General features: G+C 57.7%; 19 protein-coding genes. 14 read left to right on the forward strand and 5 right to left on the reverse strand.

Going from position 1 to position 19,428, the window contains the following annotated elements; all coding sequences use genetic code 11:
• Positions 1-55 precede the first annotated feature (55 nt).
• From ACZ5A6_RS17745 to ACZ5A6_RS17765, 5 genes are all read left to right on the forward strand, one after another.
• Positions 56-457, forward strand: a complete 402-nt coding sequence (locus ACZ5A6_RS17745) for a MarR family winged helix-turn-helix transcriptional regulator (RefSeq protein WP_464111208.1) — start codon at positions 56-58, stop codon at positions 455-457.
• Between the two features lie 91 nt (positions 458-548).
• The gene (locus ACZ5A6_RS17750) at positions 549-1,844 is read left to right on the forward strand and encodes an MFS transporter (RefSeq protein WP_464111209.1); all 1,296 of its coding nucleotides are present in this window, start codon (positions 549-551) and stop codon (positions 1,842-1,844) included.
• Between the two features lie 281 nt (positions 1,845-2,125).
• The gene (locus tag ACZ5A6_RS17755; protein ID WP_464111210.1) at positions 2,126-2,824 is read left to right on the forward strand and encodes an OmpW/AlkL family protein; all 699 of its coding nucleotides are present in this window, start codon (positions 2,126-2,128) and stop codon (positions 2,822-2,824) included.
• 212 nt (positions 2,825-3,036) lie between these two features.
• Positions 3,037-3,480 (forward strand): glyoxalase superfamily protein, encoded by a 444-nt coding sequence (locus tag ACZ5A6_RS17760; RefSeq protein ID WP_112152909.1) that lies wholly within the window; start codon positions 3,037-3,039, stop codon positions 3,478-3,480.
• 277 nt (positions 3,481-3,757) lie between these two features.
• Complete coding sequence (locus ACZ5A6_RS17765) at positions 3,758-4,864, forward strand: acyltransferase family protein (RefSeq protein WP_464111211.1); 1,107 nt, start codon at positions 3,758-3,760, stop codon at positions 4,862-4,864.
• Between the two features lie 48 nt (positions 4,865-4,912).
• Here the strand turns inward: ACZ5A6_RS17765 and ACZ5A6_RS17770 are convergent, their stop codons facing one another.
• From ACZ5A6_RS17770 to ugpB, 4 genes are all read right to left on the reverse strand, one after another.
• Positions 4,913-5,974 carry a sn-glycerol-3-phosphate import ATP-binding protein UgpC gene (locus tag ACZ5A6_RS17770; RefSeq protein ID WP_464111212.1) on the reverse strand — a complete coding sequence of 354 codons (1,062 nt, stop codon included), beginning with the start codon at positions 5,972-5,974 and terminating at the stop codon, positions 4,913-4,915.
• Positions 5,974-6,822 (reverse strand): sn-glycerol-3-phosphate ABC transporter permease UgpE, encoded by an 849-nt coding sequence (ugpE, locus tag ACZ5A6_RS17775; RefSeq protein ID WP_003510648.1) that lies wholly within the window; start codon positions 6,820-6,822, stop codon positions 5,974-5,976. The genes ACZ5A6_RS17770 and ugpE overlap by 1 nt, the downstream gene beginning before the upstream one ends.
• A gap of 10 nt (positions 6,823-6,832) precedes the next feature.
• Positions 6,833-7,714 carry a sn-glycerol-3-phosphate ABC transporter permease UgpA gene (gene ugpA, locus ACZ5A6_RS17780; protein ID WP_003510646.1) on the reverse strand — a complete coding sequence of 294 codons (882 nt, stop codon included), beginning with the start codon at positions 7,712-7,714 and terminating at the stop codon, positions 6,833-6,835.
• A gap of 68 nt (positions 7,715-7,782) precedes the next feature.
• Positions 7,783-9,093 (reverse strand): sn-glycerol-3-phosphate ABC transporter substrate-binding protein UgpB, encoded by a 1,311-nt coding sequence (gene ugpB, locus ACZ5A6_RS17785; protein WP_025595901.1) that lies wholly within the window; start codon positions 9,091-9,093, stop codon positions 7,783-7,785.
• Positions 9,094-9,448: 355 nt separating this feature from the next.
• Between ugpB and ACZ5A6_RS17790 the strand changes: the two genes are divergently transcribed.
• From ACZ5A6_RS17790 to ACZ5A6_RS17800, 3 genes are all read left to right on the forward strand, one after another.
• Complete coding sequence (locus ACZ5A6_RS17790; RefSeq protein ID WP_464111213.1) at positions 9,449-10,555, forward strand: CobW family GTP-binding protein; 1,107 nt, start codon at positions 9,449-9,451, stop codon at positions 10,553-10,555.
• Positions 10,552-10,830: a hypothetical protein gene (locus ACZ5A6_RS17795; protein ID WP_003510641.1), complete on the forward strand. Its 279-nt coding sequence runs from the start codon at positions 10,552-10,554 to the stop codon at positions 10,828-10,830. Before ACZ5A6_RS17790 ends, ACZ5A6_RS17795 begins: the two co-directional genes overlap by 4 nt.
• A 94-nt stretch (positions 10,831-10,924) precedes the next feature.
• The gene (locus ACZ5A6_RS17800; RefSeq protein WP_003510639.1) at positions 10,925-11,362 is read left to right on the forward strand and encodes a YqaA family protein; all 438 of its coding nucleotides are present in this window, start codon (positions 10,925-10,927) and stop codon (positions 11,360-11,362) included.
• Positions 11,363-11,445: 83 nt separating this feature from the next.
• On the opposite strand, the gene ACZ5A6_RS17805 is transcribed toward ACZ5A6_RS17800, so the two are convergent.
• Complete coding sequence (locus ACZ5A6_RS17805) at positions 11,446-12,651, reverse strand: GTP-binding protein (protein ID WP_080801153.1); 1,206 nt, start codon at positions 12,649-12,651, stop codon at positions 11,446-11,448.
• A 357-nt stretch (positions 12,652-13,008) separates the two neighbouring features.
• Between ACZ5A6_RS17805 and aztA the strand changes: the two genes are divergently transcribed.
• The 6 genes from aztA to ACZ5A6_RS17835 all read left to right on the forward strand — a co-directional run bounded on the left by aztA (position 13,009) and on the right by ACZ5A6_RS17835 (position 19,279).
• The gene (gene aztA / locus ACZ5A6_RS17810) at positions 13,009-13,824 is read left to right on the forward strand and encodes a zinc ABC transporter ATP-binding protein AztA (RefSeq protein WP_464111214.1); all 816 of its coding nucleotides are present in this window, start codon (positions 13,009-13,011) and stop codon (positions 13,822-13,824) included.
• Positions 13,817-14,683, forward strand: a complete 867-nt coding sequence (gene aztB / locus ACZ5A6_RS17815) for a zinc ABC transporter permease AztB (RefSeq protein WP_003510628.1) — start codon at positions 13,817-13,819, stop codon at positions 14,681-14,683. The genes aztA and aztB overlap by 8 nt, the downstream gene beginning before the upstream one ends.
• Positions 14,684-14,713: 30 nt before the next feature.
• Positions 14,714-15,697: a zinc ABC transporter substrate-binding protein AztC gene (gene aztC, locus ACZ5A6_RS17820; RefSeq protein ID WP_003510626.1), complete on the forward strand. Its 984-nt coding sequence runs from the start codon at positions 14,714-14,716 to the stop codon at positions 15,695-15,697.
• Between the two features lie 423 nt (positions 15,698-16,120).
• Complete coding sequence (locus tag ACZ5A6_RS17825) at positions 16,121-16,813, forward strand: FadR/GntR family transcriptional regulator (protein WP_003510624.1); 693 nt, start codon at positions 16,121-16,123, stop codon at positions 16,811-16,813.
• Entirely contained in the window at positions 16,810-17,982 is a 1,173-nt protein-coding gene (locus ACZ5A6_RS17830; RefSeq protein ID WP_025595912.1) for a PLP-dependent transferase, read from the forward strand. Before ACZ5A6_RS17825 ends, ACZ5A6_RS17830 begins: the two co-directional genes overlap by 4 nt.
• Before the next feature lie 37 nt (positions 17,983-18,019).
• On the forward strand, positions 18,020-19,279 hold the full coding sequence (locus ACZ5A6_RS17835) for an ABC transporter substrate-binding protein (RefSeq protein WP_003510621.1): 1,260 nt from the start codon (positions 18,020-18,022) through the stop codon (positions 19,277-19,279).
• Positions 19,280-19,428: the final 149 nt, after the last annotated feature.

Raw genomic sequence — 19,428 nt, forward strand, 5'->3', positions numbered from 1 at the left:
GTGATCTTATAGTGCCTCTTGCATTCAGCATTTTGCGGGTATATACCCGAGACAAATGCCAAACGATAATTGTCACTGCATCCTGCTGCGCAAAGCATCCCGTAAGGTCTCGTCCTATTACGACGAGGCGCTGGCGCCGCTTGGCGTCAATATCGGCCAGTTCAGCCTGTTGCGGAACATCAACCGCATGGCGCCGGTGTCGCTCACCGATCTCGCCGCGCGGGTGGAACTGGACCGCTCTACCGTTGGCCGTAATACCAAGGTGCTGGCCCGGATGGGGCTGGTGGCCATCGGCCATGGCGAGGATCAGCGCGAAGCGATGCTGACTGTGACGGAGCAGGGGCAGGAGATCTTGAAAACAGGCGCGCCCCTCTGGGACGGAGTACAGGACGAAATCGAGGCCAGGCTTGGCCCGGAAAAGACTGCTCAATTGCAGGAACTACTCGCAGCCCTGTAATTTTTTTGATGATAAAACGGGTATCTGCCCGCAATATAGGGTATATACCCGTAAAATTTCGGCCGCTGGCCGCTGGAAAGGGATTTTGAACATGCTCTCCACACGCCTTGCCAGCTGGATGGCCGACAGAAACATACATTACGGCTGGCTTGTTGCTGCAACCACCTTTTTGACGATGCTGGCAACCGCCGGCGCGATGGGATCGGCCGGGGTGATGATCCAGCCGCTGCATCAGGAGTTCGGCTGGGATATTGCCGATATTTCATCTGCCATGGCGGTCAGGCTGGTGCTCTTCGGCCTGCTCGGGCCCTTTGCCGCTGCCTTCATGAACCATTTCGGTATTCGCCAGGTCGTGTCGACGGCCCTTGCGCTGATCATGGGCGGCATCGTCGCCTCGTTCTTCATGACTGAGGTGTGGCAGCTGTTGCTGTTATGGGGCGTGGTGATCGGTGTTGGCACCGGCATGACGGCACTGGTGCTGGGCGCGACCGTGGCGTCGCGCTGGTTTTCGAAGCGCCGGGGACTGGTGATCGGCCTGATGACGGCCAGTAACGCCACCGGCCAGCTGGTATTTCTGCCTTTGCTCGCGGCACTGACGGAGGCCTATGGCTGGCGCACCGCGCTGACGCTATCCGTTGCGGTGATTGCGATCGCCATGGTTCTCGTGCTGCTCTTGATACGTGACCATCCCGCCGATGTCGGCCTGCCAGCCTATGGCGAGACGGTGGTGGTAAAACCGCCGAAGCAGGACCACAAGTTTCTTGCAACACTGGCATCCCCGATACTGACGTTGAAGAGCGTGTCCGGAAACCCGGTTTTCTGGGTGCTTTTCGGCACGTTCTTCGTCTGTGGACTTTCCACCAACGGCCTTATCCAGACACACTGGATTTCCATTTGCGGTGATTTCGGTATGGCGGCGGTCACGGCGGCCGGCACGCTGGCGGTGATCGGCATTTTCGATTTCTTCGGCACCATTTTTGCCGGCTGGCTCTCTGACCGTTTCGACAATCGCTTCCTTCTCTTCTGGTTTTACGGTCTGCGCGGGCTATCCCTGATCTATCTCTCCTTCTCGGGCTTCAGCTTCGTGGAGCTTTCGGTCTTCGCCGTGTTTTACGGGCTGGACTGGGTGGCAACCGTGCCGCCAACGGTGAAGCTTGCCGCTGAGAGTTTCGGCCGCGAAAAAGCGGGCCTGGTTTTCGGCTGGGTGTTTGCGGGGCATCAGTTGGGGGCCGCCACCGCTGCCTTTGGCGCAGGGTTCTTCAAGAGCGACTTCGACACATACATGCCCGCACTGCAGATTGCCGGCGTGATGTGCATGATCGCTGCTGTCTCGGTACTGCTTCTCAAAAAGCCGGGTTCCGCGACTTTGGCACCGCAGGCCGCCTGAGATTGCAAAGGAGAAGGCTTGTGAAACAGGCCAACTTCCGACTGCCGGGCCCGCTATTTTGACCGTTGTCATGGCTATCCGTTGCGTATTTGTCACACCAAGCACCGGCTAGCTGCCCTGGCTTATCGTTCGCCTTTCAGTTTGATCCATCTCAATCCGCTCACCTCTCCCTTGGCGATAGTGGCCGTAGCGGCTGCGGCAAGCGAGGATTCGCGAAGGCCCGCCGCCATCAGCCGGTTTCCCGGGCTTGCCCGGCTGCGGCGCGCGATAGGAGAGATGGAATGACGAACAGGAAGAAAAGAACCGCCTTGCTTGCCAGTGTGACGGTGAGCGTCGCGGCGATGCTGATGTCGGCCAACGCGATGGCGGCAGATCTGGCCCCGCCGGCACCAGCCCCCACCGCTGAAGAGGCGATTGCGGCGGCGAGCCCATGGATGCTGCGCGTGCGTGGTCTCGGGGTCATCACCCATGACAGCGGCAGCGTTGACGGTGTGCCGGGTGCGGGTCTCTCCTATTCGGATACGGTCATTCCTGAACTCGACATCAGCTATTTCTTCACCCCGAATATCGCTGCCGAACTCATCCTCGGCACCACATACGCCAAGATCAACGGCGAGGGTGTGCTGGCCGGCACGCCGGTGGGCAAGACATGGTTGCTGCCGCCGACGCTGACCCTGCAATATCACTTTACTGATTTCGGCGCCTTCAAGCCCTATATCGGCGCGGGCGTGAACTATTCGATGTTCTACAACCAGTCCGAAAAACCCGGCTTCAGCAATCTTGATGTCAAGAACAAGTTCGGCGCGGCCGTGCAGGTGGGTTTCGACTATATGCTGGACGAACATTGGGGCGTGAACTTCGACGTGAAGAAGATTTTCCTGAAGACCGACTGGACCGCAGAACTTGGCGGTGCGCCAATCAGCGGCAAAGCGAAACTCGATCCCTGGTTGATCGGTGCGGGTATCACCTATCGCTTCTGACCCCTTGGCCTCGCGCCGTCGCTGCCTTTGACGGGCGGCGCTTTCTAAGCTATATGGACGGCCACGGGCAGAAGAGCCCCGGCCGTCCGCAGGCGTTTACGCCCTTGGTGAAGCTCTTTTTGGAATAACGGTCATCCCCATGTTTTGCATGTCGTCGATGGCAACGCGGACCCCTTCGGAAAAATACGGCATGCGCATGTTGGAGAACCGTTATGAACGTGTCCAAACCGCTTCCCGCGCTTGAGGGACTGAAAGAGCAGGCAAAACGGCTGCGCGCCGCCCTTGAAGGGCAGGGGCAGGCAATCACCCATTCAAAGGCGCTTGAACTCATCGCCGCGCAATATGGCTTCCGCGACTGGAACACCCTCCATGCCACGGCGGGAAACCGTCCCGCATTCAATCCCTATCTTCTTGGTTCCCGGGTGGAAGGCGTCTATCTAGGCCAGCCTTTCGTAGCCTCCGTTCTGGGCGTGCAAACGCTAGGCGGCGACCCGGAACGCTACCGGCTGACCCTGCATCTCGACGATCCCGTGGATGTGGTTACCTTCGAAAGCTTCTCGGCTTTCCGGCAGCGTATCCACTGCAATATCGATACGTCCGGACGCACGGTGGAGAAAACCTCCAACGGTAGGCCACAGGTCGAGCTGGTCTGGTAGGGAAACGGGCATAGGCTGTTGTGATGCCTCACAGGCTGGGCCAAGATGGATAGCGCTGCATTCCGGTCCGTGGGGCCGGGATGCATTTAACAGGTACTACACTCGCGTCGCTGATGTCATTGTGCCCGTGGAGAGTGGACTTTGATAGTGCCTGCACGTCGTCATTCGCTGAAGTAGATGAAAGAAACGACTGCCCGCTATTTGCGTTTCGAGCGCATTGTAGTATGTTGTAAATATACATTTATTATATTTTATATATTTTCTAAATGAGGTATTTATGAGTGAAGATCGTGTTCCTGGTCGTTGGCTATATGTCGATTCTATTCGCGGTATAGCGGCTTTGGCAGTGGTGTATTTTCACATTGCAGAAGTAGCTTACAAAAATAACTACACGAATAATGCGGTTGAGTATTTTTTGTTTAATATTTTTAGTGAATACTTTGATATCGGAAAAATTGCCGTTGTCATGTTCTTCGCTGTTTCCGGTTTTGTTATCCCATTTTCTCTTCTGAAGGCGAGCAAAGCGCCCTTGCGCGGCTTTGCATTTTCCCGATTTTTCAGGCTTTATCCCGCATATTGGGTGTCGATAGCCCTTGCCGTGGCAATCATTCCACTCGTGCGAGGAGATCTTTTTACGATCACCCAAATCCTCGCCAATGTAACGATGCTGCAGCAATTTCTGGGACAGCAAAATATTCTCGGTGTTTACTGGACGCTACAGATAGAAATCGTTTTTTATGTCGTCAGCGCAATGCTGTTTTATGTTAGACTCCTCCATAAGCCAGAGGGTGCGGTCGGCGCGGTGGTGTTCTTCCTGCTGTGCGCGGTTGCCATGGGTGCTGCGCGTTATGCTTTGGGCATCAAGTTACCGGTCGCTATTCCGCTTGGGCTTACTGTGATGTTTTGGGGTTTGTTGTGGCGTCACGGAGCCGTTGATCAGGCTAATGTGTATATGCGGCGGCTTATCATATTCACTTCCCTTCTTGTGGTCTTTACGGTGCCACTCGTCAGTTTTCTGAGCTATAATGTTGATATGGGCTTTGGTGAGACTTGGTACCGCTATACCATCGCCTATTATTCAGGAATGGCACTTTTTGCTCTGTTCACGACAAAACTTCGTATCACGCATCCGATATTTGTCTGGCTTGGCGCGATAAGCTATTCTGTCTATCTACTTGGGCCCGTAGCCCAGCCTGTCGTGGAATACATTCTTCCGTACAGACAACTGGCTCCCTATCCGGTTCATGTCATGATCGTATTGGCTTGGGTTCTAACGGTGGTCATGGCTTATTTGAGCTATAACTTCATTGAATTGCCGTCCCAGAAGTTCGGAAAGAAGTTGGCGTCCCGCCAGTCTGCTCATGAGGTGGTCTCATCGGCGTGAAATAGGCCGGGCATTGCCGCAGGTAACGGCAATGCCGACACACAGACCCTAAATCCGCTTCCCCGCCGCATCGAACAGATGGAAGTCCTTCGTCTGGGCGGTAATCCGCAGGTTCTCGCCGATGCCAAGCTGAGAACGGCCGGGAACGCGGAAGACGATGGTGGTGCCGTCGGTGAAGGAGCCGTGCACGTAGCTTTCCGCGCCCACCAGTTCCACGGCGTCCACCCGCACGGTGCCAGTGAAAGCGGCATCGGGAACTTCTGTTTCCGCGAGCGTGATGTCTTCCGGACGAATGCCCAGTGTTGCGGTGATTTGCGGCAGCGCGCCTGATCCATTCACCGACCACCCGGATGCGCCGTTAGCCGATGGGGTGCCGTAGGGCAGGAGGTTCATGGAGGGCGAACCGATGAAGGTGGCGACGAAGGTGGTGGCCGGTTTTTCGTAAAGCTCGATCGGAGTGCCGATCTGCTCGATGCGGCCGGCATTCAGCACCACGAGGCGGTCGGCCAGCGTCATGGCTTCCATCTGATCATGGGTTACGTAGACGCTGGTGGTGGCGAGAGAACGTTGCAGGCGGCGGATTTCGACGCGCATCTGCACGCGCAGCTTGGCATCGAGGTTGGACAGCGGCTCATCGAACAGGAATGCGGCGGGCTTGCGCACGATGGCACGGCCCATCGCCACGCGCTGGCGCTGGCCACCCGAGAGCTGGCGCGGCCTGCGCTCCAGATATTGTTCGATTTCCAGCGCCTTGGCTGCCTCGGTGATACGCCGGTCGATCTCGTCCTTCGGCGTGTTGCGGTTCTTGAGGCCATAGGCGAGGTTCTGCCGCACCGTCATATGCGGGTAAAGCGCGTAGTTCTGGAACACCATGGCAATATCACGGTCTGACGGTTCGAGATCGTTGACGACACGGTCACCGATGACGATCTCACCGCCCGATATGCTTTCCAGCCCGGCGATCATGCGCAGCAATGTCGATTTTCCGCAGCCGGAGGGGCCGACCAATACGATCATCTCGCCATCGGCTATATCCATCGATACGCCCTTGATGGCGTCGACATTGCCGCCGTAAACCTTGCGGACGTCTTTCAGCGCAATTTTTGCCATTACTTCTCGGTCTCCACCAAACCTTTGACGAACCAGCGCTGCATCAGCACCACAACGATAATCGGGGGGATGATGGCGAGGATCGCCGTCACCATCACATAATTCCAGGGCGTCGAAGCGTCGGTGAAATCCACCATGCGCTTGAGGCCGATGATGATCGTGTTCATCTTGGCGTCGTTGGTCACGAGCAGCGGCCAGAGATACTGGGTCCAGCCATAGATGAACAGGATCACGAAGAGAGCGGCGATATTGGTTTTCGACAGCGGCAGCAGAATATCGCGCATGAAGCGGAACGGCCCAGCATTGTCGATACGAGCCGCCTCGACCATTTCGCCGGGAATGGTCAGGAAAAACTGCCGGAACAGGAACGTCGCCGTCGCGGACGCCATCAGCGGAAGCGTCAGTCCCGCATAGGTATCGATAAGCCCGAGGTCGACGATGACCTTGTATGTGGGAAGGATACGCACCTCGACCGGCAGCATGAGCGTGATGAAGATCATCCAGAAGAAGCCCATGCGGAAGGGAAAACGGAAAAACACGATTGCGAAAGCCGACAGGAAAGAAATGACGATCTTGCCGATGGCAATGGCGAGCGCCACCACGAAGCTGTTGAACAGCAGCCGTTCAAGGCTGACGCCGACCACTCTTTCGACGCCGCCGACCATGGCGTCTGTATAGTTTTCACCAAGATGGTCGCCGGGCAGCAGCGACATCGGTGGGCGAATGATGTCATTCGACGTCATGGATGACGCGATGAAGGTGTAGTAGATCGGGAAGGCCACGATGATGATGCCGAGAACCAGCATCAGATGGGCGATCACGCGGGCGACCGGGCGATTTTCAATCATCAGGAAATCCTCAGCCGTAGTGCACGCGCTTCTCGACGAAGCGGAACTGGAAGGCGGTCAACGCAATGACGATCACCATCAGGATGACGGATTGCGCGGCGGAAGAGCCGAGGTTCAGGTTAACGAAGCCATCATTGTAGACCTTGTAGACCAGTGTTTCCGTCGCCTTGGCAGGGCCGCCGCCAGTAACAGCGTGGATGATGCCGAACGTATCGAAGAAGGCATAGACGGTGTTGACGACCAGCAGGAAAAAGGTTGTCGGCGCCAGCAGCGGGAAAACGATGGTCCAGAAGCGCCGCGAACCGCGTGCGCCGTCAATGGAGGCCGCCTCCAGCAATGATTTCGGAATTGCCTGCAAGCCTGCGACAAAAAACAGGAAATTGTAGCTGATCTGCTTCCATGCTGCGGCTGCGACCACGAGCAGCATGGCCTGATTGCCGTTGAGCAGCGGGTCCCACATGATGCCGTTGCGGCGCAGGATATAGGAGAAGGTTCCCATGGCCGGATTGAACATGAACAGCCACAGCATGCCAGCCACGGCGGGTGCCACAGCATAGGGCATGATCATCATGGTGCGGTAAAAACCCTTGCCGCGCACCACGCGGTCTGCCGCCGTTGCCAGAAGCAATGCCAGCCCCATCGAGACGAGTGCGGTCAGGACGCTGAAAATAACCGTGACGTGCAACGCGTTCAGATAGCTTTCATCCGAAAGTACGGCGGAAAAATTGGCCAGCCCGACGAAATTGCTGTTCAGCCCGAAGGCATCCTCGCGCATGGTCGACTGGTAGAGCGCCTGACTTGCGGGCCAGAAGAAAAAGATCACCGTCAGGATGATCTGTGGCGCGACCAGCAGATAGGGCAGGATCTTGTTGGGGAATACGACGCTTTGCACGGCGATCTCCTGATGAAATGGGAATACCGCCCGCACCGGGTAAGGATGCGGGCGGGGGCAGGGATCGTTTAGTTGCCGGTTGCCTGCTTGATGGCCGCATCACCGCGCGTGACAATCTTGTCGAGTGCGGATTTCGCGTCCTGCTTGCCGGCCAGCATCGCCTCGAACTCTTCGTTCATGATGTCGCGGACCTGCGGCAGGTTCACGAGGCGCACGCCCTTGGAGTTTTCTGTCGGTGGCTTGCCCATCATCTGCAGAAGTGGCGTTTCGCGGCCGGGATTCTTGTCATAGAAGCCGGATTTCTTGGTTTCCTCATAGGCCGCGATCGTTACCGGCATGTATCCGGAGACCTGATGCAGACGAGACTGGATCTTGGTCTGGGAAAGGAAATGGAAGAACTCGGCCACACCTTTATATTCGGCATCGCTCTTGCCGCCGAAGACCCAGAGGCTCGCTCCGCCGGGAATGGTGTTCTGCGGACCATGACCCTCGTAATAGGGAAGCTGGCCGATACCGTAATTCATGCCGGTCTTGATGATATCGCCAAGGCCGCCGGAGGATTCGGTAAGGATGCCGCATTCGCCGGACATGAACAGCTGCTTGGCTTCCGAAGTGCGCCCGCCGTAACGGAAGGTGCCGTCTTTCGCAAGGTCGGCAATGGCCTGGAAGTGTTCGACGAAGAGCGGCGCGTTGACGGCAAGCTTCACATCGGTGCCGCCCAGCCCGTTTTCATTGCTGCCATAGGAGACGTTGTTCCATGCGGCAAAGTTTTCGGTCTGGATCCAGGTCAACCATGTTGAGGTGAAGCCGCATTGGGCAGCGCCGCTTGTCTTGATCTTCTTGGCAGCTTCGAAAACCTCCGGCCAGGTCTTCGGCGGATTTGCCGGGTCAAGGCCTGCCTTCTGGAAGGTGTCCTTGTTGTAATACAGGATCGGTGAGGACGAATTATAGGGGAAGGACAGCATGGTGCCGTCAGGCTTGGAATAATAGGCGACGATGCCGGCCAGATATTCGTCCTTGTTGAAGGTGTAGCCGCCCTCCTTCAGTACTTCCGCCACCGGTTTGATTGCGCCGGCAGCACCCATCATCACGCCGGAACCGGCGTCGAAGACCTGAATGATCGCCGGCGGCTGCTTGGCGCGGAAGGCCGCAATGCCGGCATTCAGGGTTTCCGGATAGGTGCCCTTGAAGACGGGCATGATCTTGTAGTTTGTCTGGCTATCGTTGAACTCTTTCGCGAGCGCGTCCACGACCTCGTTATTGGCGCCGGTCATGGCATGCCACCACTGAATTTCCGTCGCGGCGAATGCGTTCGATGTGACAAAAAACGAAAGCGCAGATGCCGCAGCAAGACGGTAGCTGAGTTTTTTCAAGGCGATTCCTCCCATTTTAAAAACAGTAAAAGATACAGCCCCTTATTGCAGCCTATCCTCCTCGATATAGCTGCGGGCGAGCTTTTCTGTATTAGCGGCCCGATTTAAAGCGAACTCTAATGAAAATGCAATAGACGGTGGAACGAAAAAAACGAAAGTGAACGAAACGGTTTTATTATTTCATTTTGGGTCCGCTTTGGTTTTTTCGTGTGCTTGCGGGCAAGGCTCGGGACGGGATACCGGAAGCGGTCTGCGGAGGCCATGTTCAAGAGGAACTTCTAACAAGGGGTATTGATATGTTATTACATTACGTATTAAATCTCTCCAAGATTTGCTGCTTGAAGGTGCGGATGTGTTCGGAATGAAGCGGAAGAAGGCGGTTGCACCAGAAGACGTCTCGTCCGTCACCCCATCCACCGGAACGGTGCCTGTCACACTGCTTACCGGCTTCCTGGGGGCGGGCAAGACCACGCTTCTGAACGAGCTTTTGAGCGAACCGGAAATGCGTGGTGCCGCCGTCATCGTCAACGAATTCGGTTCGGTGCCCATCGATCACGGCCTGGTCCGCACCGGTTCGGAGCGTTATTTCAGGACCACGACCGGCTGCATCTGCTGCACCGCCACCAGCGATATCCGCACCTCGCTTTACGAGTTGCATCAGGCCTTTCTGGAAGGGGTGGTGCCGGAAATATCTCGTGTCGTCATTGAAACCACCGGCCTTGCCGATCCTGCGCCGATCATCAACAGCCTGATTCCCGGCGGTACGCCTGCCGCCGGCCTGCGCGACCATATCGTCGCCCGCCACTTTCATTTCTCCGGTGTCGTTACTGTTTTCGACATTACCTCCGGCCAGGCGATGCTCGACAGTTTCATCGAGGGCTGGAAACAGCTTGCCTTTGCCGATCACATTGTTTTGACCAAAACCGATCTCACTGACGGGGCGAAGATGGGCTGTGAGAGCCTCTCCGATCTCAATCCTGCCGCGCGTCTGCATGACCGCAACGCGCGCGACTTCAATCTGATGTCGCTGTTTGCGCCGGCGGATTATTCGTTGCGTAACAAGCCGGAAGACGTGACGGGCTGGCTTGCCGCCGACAGGCTGAGCCTGCATGCGGCGCACGGGCACGATATCAATCGTCATGGTGCGGGGGTCGAGGCGTTCGATTTGACGTTCGATGGCGCTTTCGATCCGCAGGCGATCGTTACCTTTCTCGAACTCGTAACCAGCAACGTGCATTCCGGTCTGCTGCGGCTCAAGGGAATTTTCGGTGCGACGGATGATCTGGACCGTCCAGTGGTCGCCCATGCCGTACAGCACCGGCTTTATCCGCTGAGCCGTCTGGAAAGCTGGCCGGATGGCAACCGTGCAACCCGTGTTGTCCTCATCGGCATGGATATGCCGCAGCAGCCGATCCGCGATCTTTTCGAGGCATTGGCCTCGCAGGCAGCAAGGAAGGTTTCCCGATGACGGCAAGAGCAAATCCGCTTGCGCGCAGCGGCTCTGCGATAGTCTCTAAGGCCCGTCTTGTGAAACACTGGACGCGGGAACTGCTTGCCCTCCGCGAAGACGAGATCGTTTCCGTCAACGAGACTGCCTGCGTACAGCCGGATTGCCCGCCGAAGGAAACGGTAATCCTCGTTTTGTCCGCATCCGGCAAAACCCGGCAATTCTCAATTCACCAGGCGCTGCTGGATATAGAGCGTGATGATATCGTCAGAGCCGTCGCCGCCAATCCGCCGTAAGGCCATCTGTATCGAACGCCATGGCGCTTGACGACAGGTGTCGTCATCCGGCACTTCAGGAGCAGCGGGATTCGCTAAAGGTGAAGGGTACGGAATGGCCGATCTGGCGGTATATGCGGGTTTGTTTCTGACGGCTTTTGTCGCGGCAACCATCCTGCCCATGCAGTCGGAGGCCGCACTTGCCGGCCTGATCCTTTTGAAGTCCCAGCCGGTCTGGCTGCTGGTTACTGTTGCCAGCGCCGGCAATGTCGCCGGATCTCTCGCCAACTGGCTGCTCGGCCGTGGCATCGAACGCTTCCGGCATCGGCGGTGGTTTCCTGTGGGGGAAGCCGCGCTGCAACGTGCCCAGAACTGGTACAGGCGTTACGGCAAGTGGTCGCTGCTGCTCAGCTGGGCGCCGCTGATCGGCGATCCGCTGACGGTTGCGGCCGGCATCATGAAGGAGCCGCTGCCGGTTTTCCTTCTGCTTGTTACCATTGCCAAGGTTGGGCGTTATCTTGTGCTGACGCTGGTGACACTGAATTTTCTTTGAATTGCATTGCCGATACCTTCTCCCCGGCGGGGAGAAGGCGAAAGAGGCATGCGCTGGTCAAAAAGGTCGGAGTTGAGAACCAATCAAGCCGCCTGCCTGTCCCAGCTGGCGAAGGGGTCGGGCAGGTGTCGCCATGCGTCCGGGGTGAAGGCATCTGTGTCGATCAGGCACGCATCGAGCTGCGCGCGGATGCGCGCTTCGCTCATGGGATCGGAACCGATGAAGACGATTTCCTGACGGCGGTCGCCAAAGACCGGGTCGAGATAGGGCTTCATCATGTCGAGGAACTGCTGCTCGCGCGGCCATTGCTCGCTCGGCACGGCGGACCACCAAAGGCCCATCTTGCCGGTGCGCACCAGTGCGCCGGCCTGGCTTATCTCGCCGACATAAGCTGGCCGCGTGGCCAGCCAGAAGAAGCCTTTGGCGCGCACCACACCCGGCCAGGCGCGGTCGATAAAACGCTGGAACAGCACGGGATCGAAAGGCTTCTTGGCGCGGTAAACGAAGGAGCGGATGCCATATTCCTCGGTCTCGGGAATGTGGTCCTTGAAACCGTGCAACTCCTTGAACCACAGCGGGTGTTCTTCGGCCTTGGCGAAATCGAAGCGGCCGGTGCCCAGCACCTCCTTCAGTTCCACCTTGCCGAAATCGGCCTCGATGAGTTTCGCATCCGGGTTCAGCCCGACGATGATCTTGCGGGCTGCGTCCCGCTCATCCGGCGTGGCAGTGCCGATCTTGTTGAGGACGACGACATCGGCAAATTCGATCTGCTCGACCAGGAGGTCTACGATGGTTCGGTTGTCGCCTTCGCCTGCCGTATCACCACGGTCGGCAAGAAAGTCAGAGGAACCGTAGTCGTTGAGAAGATTGGCGGCATCCACCACCGTCACCATCGTGTCCAGATGCGCGACATCGGAAAGGCTGCGACCGTTTTCATCGCGAAAATCGAAAGTGGCGGCCACCGGCAGCGGCTCGGCGATGCCGGTGGATTCGATCAGCAGATAATCAAACCGGCCCTGCTCGGCGAGCGCGCGTACCTCATTCAGAAGGTCGTCGCGCAGCGTGCAACAGATGCAGCCATTGGTCATTTCCACAAGCTGTTCCTCGGTGCGCGAAAGATTGGCGCCGCCATCTCGCACAAGTGCCGCATCGATATTGATCTCGCTCATGTCGTTAACGATCAACGCGACCCGCAGACCGTCGCGGTTGGCGAGAATATGGTTGAGAAGCGTTGTTTTTCCGGCACCAAGAAAGCCGGAGAGGACAGTGACAGGAAGTTTTTTCGACATGCGGGCCTCGTTTTATTAGCGGTGGTAGCGTGGGAGTCATCGTCGTCACGACTTGCGGTAGAGAACGACGGGGCTAGTGGTCACCTCGCTTGTTGTTTGTAACGTAATAACATTACATAAGTGCAGCGTGTCAACTGGCTTTAGAAAAATTGCTTGCCGGATGCTTCCTTCGGCTTGTCCCGGGAATCCAGAACCTGGCACGACCATACCCCCGAGGTGATCCTGGAGGTTTCGTCCAATGTGAGATGGAACCTACCTTTCCGATAGTTAATGTTATTTCATTACATATTCGTTTGACGAATGTAATAACATTACATATGAGGGGTCATCAAATGACATCATGCCCCGGAGGGATCGATGAACGATCCGTGCCTTGCCTTTCAAAATCTGACACTCGGATATGCCGGCCGCGCGGCGGTGCATCATCTGGATGGCGATATTGCCAAAGGGTCGCTCACGGCGGTGGTCGGCGCCAATGGGTCGGGAAAGTCGACGCTGATGAAGGGCATCGCCGGCATTTTGAAGCCACTTGGCGGTGAATGCCGGGTTACTCCAGGCGTTTCCGTCGCCTATCTACCGCAGCAGTCTGAACTCGACCGTTCCTTTCCGGCACAGTTGCGCGATCTGGTCGCGCTTGGTCTCTGGCCCAAACGCGGCCTGCTCGCTCGCCATCGCCAGTCGGACCGGGCGGCCATGGCTCATGTGCTGGAAGCGGTCGGACTTTCTGGCTTTGAAAAACGCAATATCGATTCACTCTCCGGCGGCCAGATGCAGCGCGCCCTTTTTGCCCGCGCCATGTTGCAGGATGCGCAGCTGATTTTGCTGGATGAGCCCTTCAACGCTGTCGATGAGCGCACCGTCGCCGATCTCATGGTGCTGATCAAAGCATGGGTTGCCGAGGGGCGCACGGTTCTGGCCGTTCTTCATGACTACGAGCTGGTGCGTCAGCATTTTCCGCAAACGCTTCTGCTTGCCAGACGGTTGGTGGGCTTTGGCCCGACACGGGAGGTTTTAAGGCCCGAAATGATGCAGCAGGCACGGCGGTTTCACGAGGCATGGGACGGCGACGCCCCATGGTGCGAACCCGCAGCAGCGACGGTGAACGCCGACCTGGCGGAAAAGCCGCAGGATTTCCCCAAACACTCGCAGGCGCATTCGCATATCCATGTCTGATTTCTTCATCGAGCCATTCATCCAGTATGTCTTCATGCAGCGTGCGCTTGCCGGTGCCTTGATCCTTGCTGTCAGTTGCGGGCCGGTCGGGGTGTTTCTGATGCTGCGCCGCATGAGCCTGACGGGTGATGCCATGTCGCACGCCATTTTGCCGGGGGCGGCGGTGGGCTTTCTGTTTTACGGGTTGGAGATTTTGCCGATGACCATCGGCGGGCTGGTCGTCGGTCTTCTGGTGGCATTGGGTGCCGGTGCGGTTTCGCGCTTCACCATCCAGAAGGAGGATGCCTCGCTTGCAGCCTTTTACCTCATTTCTCTGGCGCTCGGCGTGCTGCTCGTCTCCTGGCGCGGCTCCAGTGTCGATCTCATGCATGTGCTTTTCGGCACGGTGCTGGCACTGAACAATGAAGCGCTCGGCCTGATCGGCGGTATCTGTGTCGTCACACTGACGGTGATGATGGTTTTCTGGCGCGCGCTGCTGGCGGAATGCCTCGATCCCCTGTTTCTGCGCTCGGTCAGCAACTGGGGGAGCCCCGTGCACTTCCTCTTCCTCGCCATCGTCGTCCTCAATCTGGTCGGCGGGTTTCAGGCGCTCGGAACCCTGCTTTCGGTTGGCCTGATGATGCTGCCCGCTGCCGCCAGCCGCTTCTGGTCCAATCGCGTCGCGCCAATGTGCTTCATCTCGATCGGCATCGGCATGGTCTCGTGTTTTGCAGGCCTGCTTCTGTCCTATCACGCGTCGCTGCCATCAGGTCCGGCGATCATCCTGTCCGCAGGCGTCATCTATGTCCTGTCCATCGTCGTCGGCACACGCGGTGTGCTTCGCGATCTTCTCGGTTCCGGTCGTCACAGAACGGCCTGAAAACAGCGTTTGAAAAAAGGAGAACCCTTCATGTTCCAAACCCTACGTCTTGCTACCTGCGTAAGCCTTCTCTCCCTTTCCCCAGTCCTGATGGCGCAGGCTTCTGCGGCTGAACTCAAGGTCGTGGCCAGCTTCTCGATCATTGCCGACTTCGCGAAGAATGTCGGCGGCAACCGCGTCGAAATCACCACGATCGTCGGACCTGACGGCGACGCGCATGTCTACGAGCCGCGCCCGGCCGATGCCGTTGCCGTCAGCAAGGCGGATGTTGTGCTGGTGAACGGCCTTGCATTCGAAGGCTTCCTGAAGCGGCTGATCGATACCAGCGGCACAAAGGCGCCGGTGGTGGAGCTGACCAAGGGCGTGAAACCCCTCAGGATTTCCGACGAGCCAGCCGGTCACGCACATCCGGAAGCCGAGGAAGAGGCGGGTCACGACCACAAGGCAGAGGAAGCGCATGACCATGAGGGACACAATCACGGTGAATTCGATCCGCATGCCTGGCAGTCAATCAAGAATGCGGAAATATACGTGAAGAACATCGCCGGCGCATTTTGCGAGGTCGACAAGGCCGGTTGCGCAACTTACACCGCCAATTCACAGGCCTATATCGCCAAGCTCGCGGCTTTGAACGAGAAGGTGAAGACCGAGATCGCCGCCATTCCGCCGGAAAAACGCAACATCATCACCTCACATGATGCCTTCGGTTATTTCGAGCATGCCTATGGTCTCGAATTCCTGGCGCCGGAAGGTATCTCGACGGATTCCGAAGCGTCTGCCGCCGACGTCGCCAAGCTGGTGGATCAGATCAAGCACGACAAGGCTTCGGCGATCTTCGTCGAAAACATCACCGACAAGCGGTTGATGGACCAGATTGCCAAGGAAACCGGCCTGAAAGTTGGCGGAACGCTTTATTCCGACGCGCTCTCGACAGCCGACGGCCCGGCCGCAACCTATATCGATATGGTCAACCACAACATCGATACCATCAAGGCGGCCGTGCTTAGCCAGTAAGAAGACAAAACGGGCGAGGGTGGCACCAGCCACCCTCAGACACCTGACTAACGTATCCCAACACTCGATGTCATCCTCGGGCCCGTTCCGAGGATCCAGTCACGTATCGTAAAATCAATAGCTGGCAGATGCTCGCGATAGGCCCGAGCGCGACGGAGGAGAAGTTTTTTCCTTCTGTCCTAGGCCCCACGGTCGATTGTGCCGTCTCGCAAATTTTGCCCAGCCGGTAAGCCTTCTCCAGCGTTACCAACGCCCAAATCTCTAATTTCCTTCTATTTTTTCCCGAATACGCGGTTCAACAGGGATGTGATCTCCCTGTTTAGGCTGCTTGCGTTCCCCGTTGACAATCGACCGACCGTTTGAAATGGTAAGATGTCAGACCAATTCAAAGGGTAAGTCTTGGATAGATCCAGCCGCGAACTGATGCAGCCTATTCCACCCAGCGACCGTGTGCGCCAGGTCGAGGCGGCACTCTCCGATTACGTCGAGAGGGCGGGACTGAAGGCTGGAGATCGGTTGCCGGCCGAGCGAGAGCTGATGGTGGCGCTGGGTGTCGGCCGTTCCACCATTCGCGAGGTCATCCGTAAGTTTCAGGCGCTGGGCGTTATCGACAGCCGCAAGGGCAGCGGCAATTATCTGCTTAAGCCGATTTCCGCCGCAACCGTGCATATGCCTATCTCCATCGATGCCGAAAGCCTGCGCGATGCGTTGTTAATGACGTTGGAAGTCCGGCGTGGCATCGAGGTTGAGGCCTCGATGGCTGCGGCGCGCCGGCGCACGGTGGAGGATATCGCCACGATGGAAGCGCGGCTCGATGAGATGGAGCGGGTGCATCTGGCTGAAGGCACGTCCGGCAAGGCCGACCTTGCCTTCCACCTCTCCATCTATGACGCCACGCATAATTCGCTGTTCAAGCAGCTGCTCGAGCAGATGCGCGAAGGTTTCGAACGTTTCTGGCTGAAGCCTTTCGACCGGCCGGACTTTGCAAGCCGCTCCTTCCCCTTTCACCGCACGCTGTTCAACGCCATCGCCGCCGGCGATGCGGAGACCGCCCGTGAAGAAACACTGAAAATCCTCGCTGTCGTCGAGGAGGATATCAAGGACATGTCGAAATGAACCAAGGCAACGATCTCTTCGATCCCGCCTCTCTGATCGTCGCCCATGACGAGACCCACGCTTTCGAAGCTGTGGTCCCGCCGCTTGTGCAGACTTCGCTTTTCACCTTTTCCAGCTACGACGAAATGGTTTCCACCTATCGCGGCGAAAAGGTGCGGCCGGTCTATACGCGAGGGCTCAACCCGACCGTCAGGATGTTTGAGGAAATGCTGGCAAAGCTTGAGGGCGCGGAAGATGCGCTTGGCTTCGCCAGCGGCATGTCGGCCATTTCCTCCACCGTTCTCTCCTTCGTTTCGCCGGGTGACCGCATCGTCGCGGTGCGCCATGTCTATCCCGATGCGTTTCGCCTGTTTGGCACCTTCATGAAGCGCATGAATGTCGAGGTGGTCTATGTCGACGGCCGCGACGAGGCGGCGGTTGAAAAGGCTATGCCCGGCGCGAAACTCTTCTACATGGAAAGCCCGACTAGCTGGGTGATGGAGGCCCATGATGTCGGTGCGCTCGCCGCGATCGGCAAGCGCCATGGCGCCGTCACCGTCATCGATAATTCCTGGGCAAGCCCTGTCTTCCAGCAGCCGATCTCGCTCGGTGTCGATCTCGTCGTGCATTCGGCGTCGAAATATCTCGGCGGGCACAGCGATGTGGTCTCCGGCGTGGTTGCCGGTTCAAAGGCAATGATCGACCGCATTCGTGCAGAGACCTATCCTTATCTCGGTGGCAAGATGTCGCCCTTCGATGCGTGGTTGCTCATCCGCGGCTTGCGCACCCTGCCGCTGCGCATGAAGGCGCATCAGGCATCGGCGCTGGATATTGCCAGCCGCCTGCAGGCGCTCGATGTGGTGGAAAAGGTTTGTCATCCGGGATTGGCGAACCGCCTGCCGCCCGGCCTCAACGGTACGTCTGGCCTGTTTTCCTTCATTTTCAAGGAAGGGGTGGATGTGCGCGCTTTTGCCGACCGCCTCAAGCTTTTCAAACTGGGTGTTTCCTGGGGTGGGCATGAAAGCCTGATCGTCCCGGGTGAAGTGGTGCTTGAACAGAAGGCGCAGCCAAACTCCGCCCACACGTTCGGCATCAGCGCGCGTTCCGTGCGCCTGCATGTCGGACTGGAGGGCACAGAAGCGCTCTGGAACGATCTCGAACCCGCGATCAAGGCGGCCTCGGCCGTCTGACGCGTCTTAAAACTGACGACAAAAAGGGGAGAACGACATGAAAAAACTGGTAGCAGCAGCAATCTTTACCGCCCTGATGACCGGAACGGCGCTGGCGGATACGACCTTGAAACTGGTCGAGGTCATTACAAGTCCCGAACGGACGGAAACGCTGAAGGGCATCGTCTCGAAGTTCGAAACTGCCAATCCCGGCACCAAGGTGGAGATCATCTCGCTGCCCTGGAGCGAGGCCTTCCAGAAATTCGCCACGATGGTCTCCGCCGGCGATGTGCCTGATGTCATGGAAATGCCCGACACCTGGCTTTCGCTTTATGCCAATAACGGCATGCTCGAAAGTCTCGAACCCTACCTCGCCAAATGGGAATACACCAAGGGTCTGAGTGAACGCACGCTGGAACTCGGCCGTGATGTGAAGAACACGGCCTATATGCTTCCCTACGGCTTTTATCTCCGGGCCATGTTCTACAACAAGAAACTGCTGGAACAGGCTGGCGTGAAGGAGCCGCCGAAGACGCTCGACGAATTCGCCGATGCCTCCAAGAAGGTCGCAGCACTTCCCGGCAAATACGGTTATTGCCTGCGTGGCGGGCCGGGCGGACTTAACGGCTGGGTCATGTTCGGCGCGTCCATGGCGGGATCGAACGAGTTCTTCACCAAGGACGGCACCTCCACCTTTGACAGCCCTGGCTGGGTGAAAGGCCTGACCTATGTGATCGATCTCTACAAGAACGGGTTGGCGCCGAAAGACAGCGTCAACTGGGGCTTCAACGAGATCGTCGCGGGATTTTATTCCGGCACCTGCGCTTTCCTCGATCAGGATCCGGACGCCCTTATCGCCATTGCCCAGCGCATGAAGCCGGAAGATTTCGGCGTCATGACCATGCCGAAGGGACCTGACGGCAAGACCTTCCCGACCATCGGTTTCGCCGGCTGGTCGATCATGTCGGCATCCGCCAACAAGGACCTCTCATGGAAACTGGTCGAGACGCTGGAAGGGCCGGAAGGCAATATCGAGTGGAACAAGAAGACGGGTGCGCTGCCGGTGCACAAGTCGGCGGAGAAGGACCCCTTCTACGCCAGCGAGCAGTTCAAGGGCTGGTTCGACGAACTGGCGGACAAGAACGCCGTGCCGACGAAGATGCCGACCTATCTTGAGGAATTCGCATTCTTCAAGGATTCACTGGTTATCAAGACATCGCAGGAAGCGCTTCTTGGCGATATCTCACCGGAAGACCTCGCCAAGCAATGGGCTGACTATATGACGAAGGCGCAGCAGAAGTTCCTCGCCTCCAAATAAACCACACGGTTGGCCGCGCGAGGTTTGAACCCGCGCGGCCGTTCTTGCGGGCTGTCCCAAACGGCAGGCCCCATTTCAAAACGTGCGGACCGGCTGGCCAGAAGCGTTAGAAAAACCTGTCCGCCCCGCCGTCCGATCAGGAGCGATCA

Source organism: Agrobacterium sp. 6Ca8 (assembly GCF_055382765.1).

What these genes read in the sequence shown, in the direction of transcription:
- ACZ5A6_RS17745 (WP_464111208.1), top strand. Translation starts at nt 56, where the DNA reads ATGCCAAACGATAATTGTCACTGCATCCTGCTGCGCAAAGCATCCCGT.
- ACZ5A6_RS17805 (WP_080801153.1), bottom strand. Translation starts at nt 12,651, where the DNA reads ATGTCGAAAAAACTTCCTGTCACTGTCCTCTCCGGCTTTCTTGGTGCC.
- ACZ5A6_RS17770 (WP_464111212.1), bottom strand. Translation starts at nt 5,974, where the DNA reads ATGGCAAAAATTGCGCTGAAAGACGTCCGCAAGGTTTACGGCGGCAAT.
- ACZ5A6_RS17755 (WP_464111210.1), top strand. Translation starts at nt 2,126, where the DNA reads ATGACGAACAGGAAGAAAAGAACCGCCTTGCTTGCCAGTGTGACGGTG.
- ACZ5A6_RS17750 (WP_464111209.1), top strand. Translation starts at nt 549, where the DNA reads ATGCTCTCCACACGCCTTGCCAGCTGGATGGCCGACAGAAACATACAT.
- aztC (WP_003510626.1), top strand. Translation starts at nt 14,714, where the DNA reads ATGTTCCAAACCCTACGTCTTGCTACCTGCGTAAGCCTTCTCTCCCTT.
- ACZ5A6_RS17825 (WP_003510624.1), top strand. Translation starts at nt 16,121, where the DNA reads ATGCAGCCTATTCCACCCAGCGACCGTGTGCGCCAGGTCGAGGCGGCA.
- ACZ5A6_RS17790 (WP_464111213.1), top strand. Translation starts at nt 9,449, where the DNA reads ATGAAGCGGAAGAAGGCGGTTGCACCAGAAGACGTCTCGTCCGTCACC.
- ACZ5A6_RS17800 (WP_003510639.1), top strand. Translation starts at nt 10,925, where the DNA reads ATGGCCGATCTGGCGGTATATGCGGGTTTGTTTCTGACGGCTTTTGTC.
- ACZ5A6_RS17765 (WP_464111211.1), top strand. Translation starts at nt 3,758, where the DNA reads ATGAGTGAAGATCGTGTTCCTGGTCGTTGGCTATATGTCGATTCTATT.
- aztA (WP_464111214.1), top strand. Translation starts at nt 13,009, where the DNA reads ATGAACGATCCGTGCCTTGCCTTTCAAAATCTGACACTCGGATATGCC.
- ACZ5A6_RS17760 (WP_112152909.1), top strand. Translation starts at nt 3,037, where the DNA reads ATGAACGTGTCCAAACCGCTTCCCGCGCTTGAGGGACTGAAAGAGCAG.
- ACZ5A6_RS17795 (WP_003510641.1), top strand. Translation starts at nt 10,552, where the DNA reads ATGACGGCAAGAGCAAATCCGCTTGCGCGCAGCGGCTCTGCGATAGTC.
- ACZ5A6_RS17835 (WP_003510621.1), top strand. Translation starts at nt 18,020, where the DNA reads ATGAAAAAACTGGTAGCAGCAGCAATCTTTACCGCCCTGATGACCGGA.
- ACZ5A6_RS17830 (WP_025595912.1), top strand. Translation starts at nt 16,810, where the DNA reads ATGAACCAAGGCAACGATCTCTTCGATCCCGCCTCTCTGATCGTCGCC.
- aztB (WP_003510628.1), top strand. Translation starts at nt 13,817, where the DNA reads ATGTCTGATTTCTTCATCGAGCCATTCATCCAGTATGTCTTCATGCAG.
- ugpE (WP_003510648.1), bottom strand. Translation starts at nt 6,822, where the DNA reads ATGATTGAAAATCGCCCGGTCGCCCGCGTGATCGCCCATCTGATGCTG.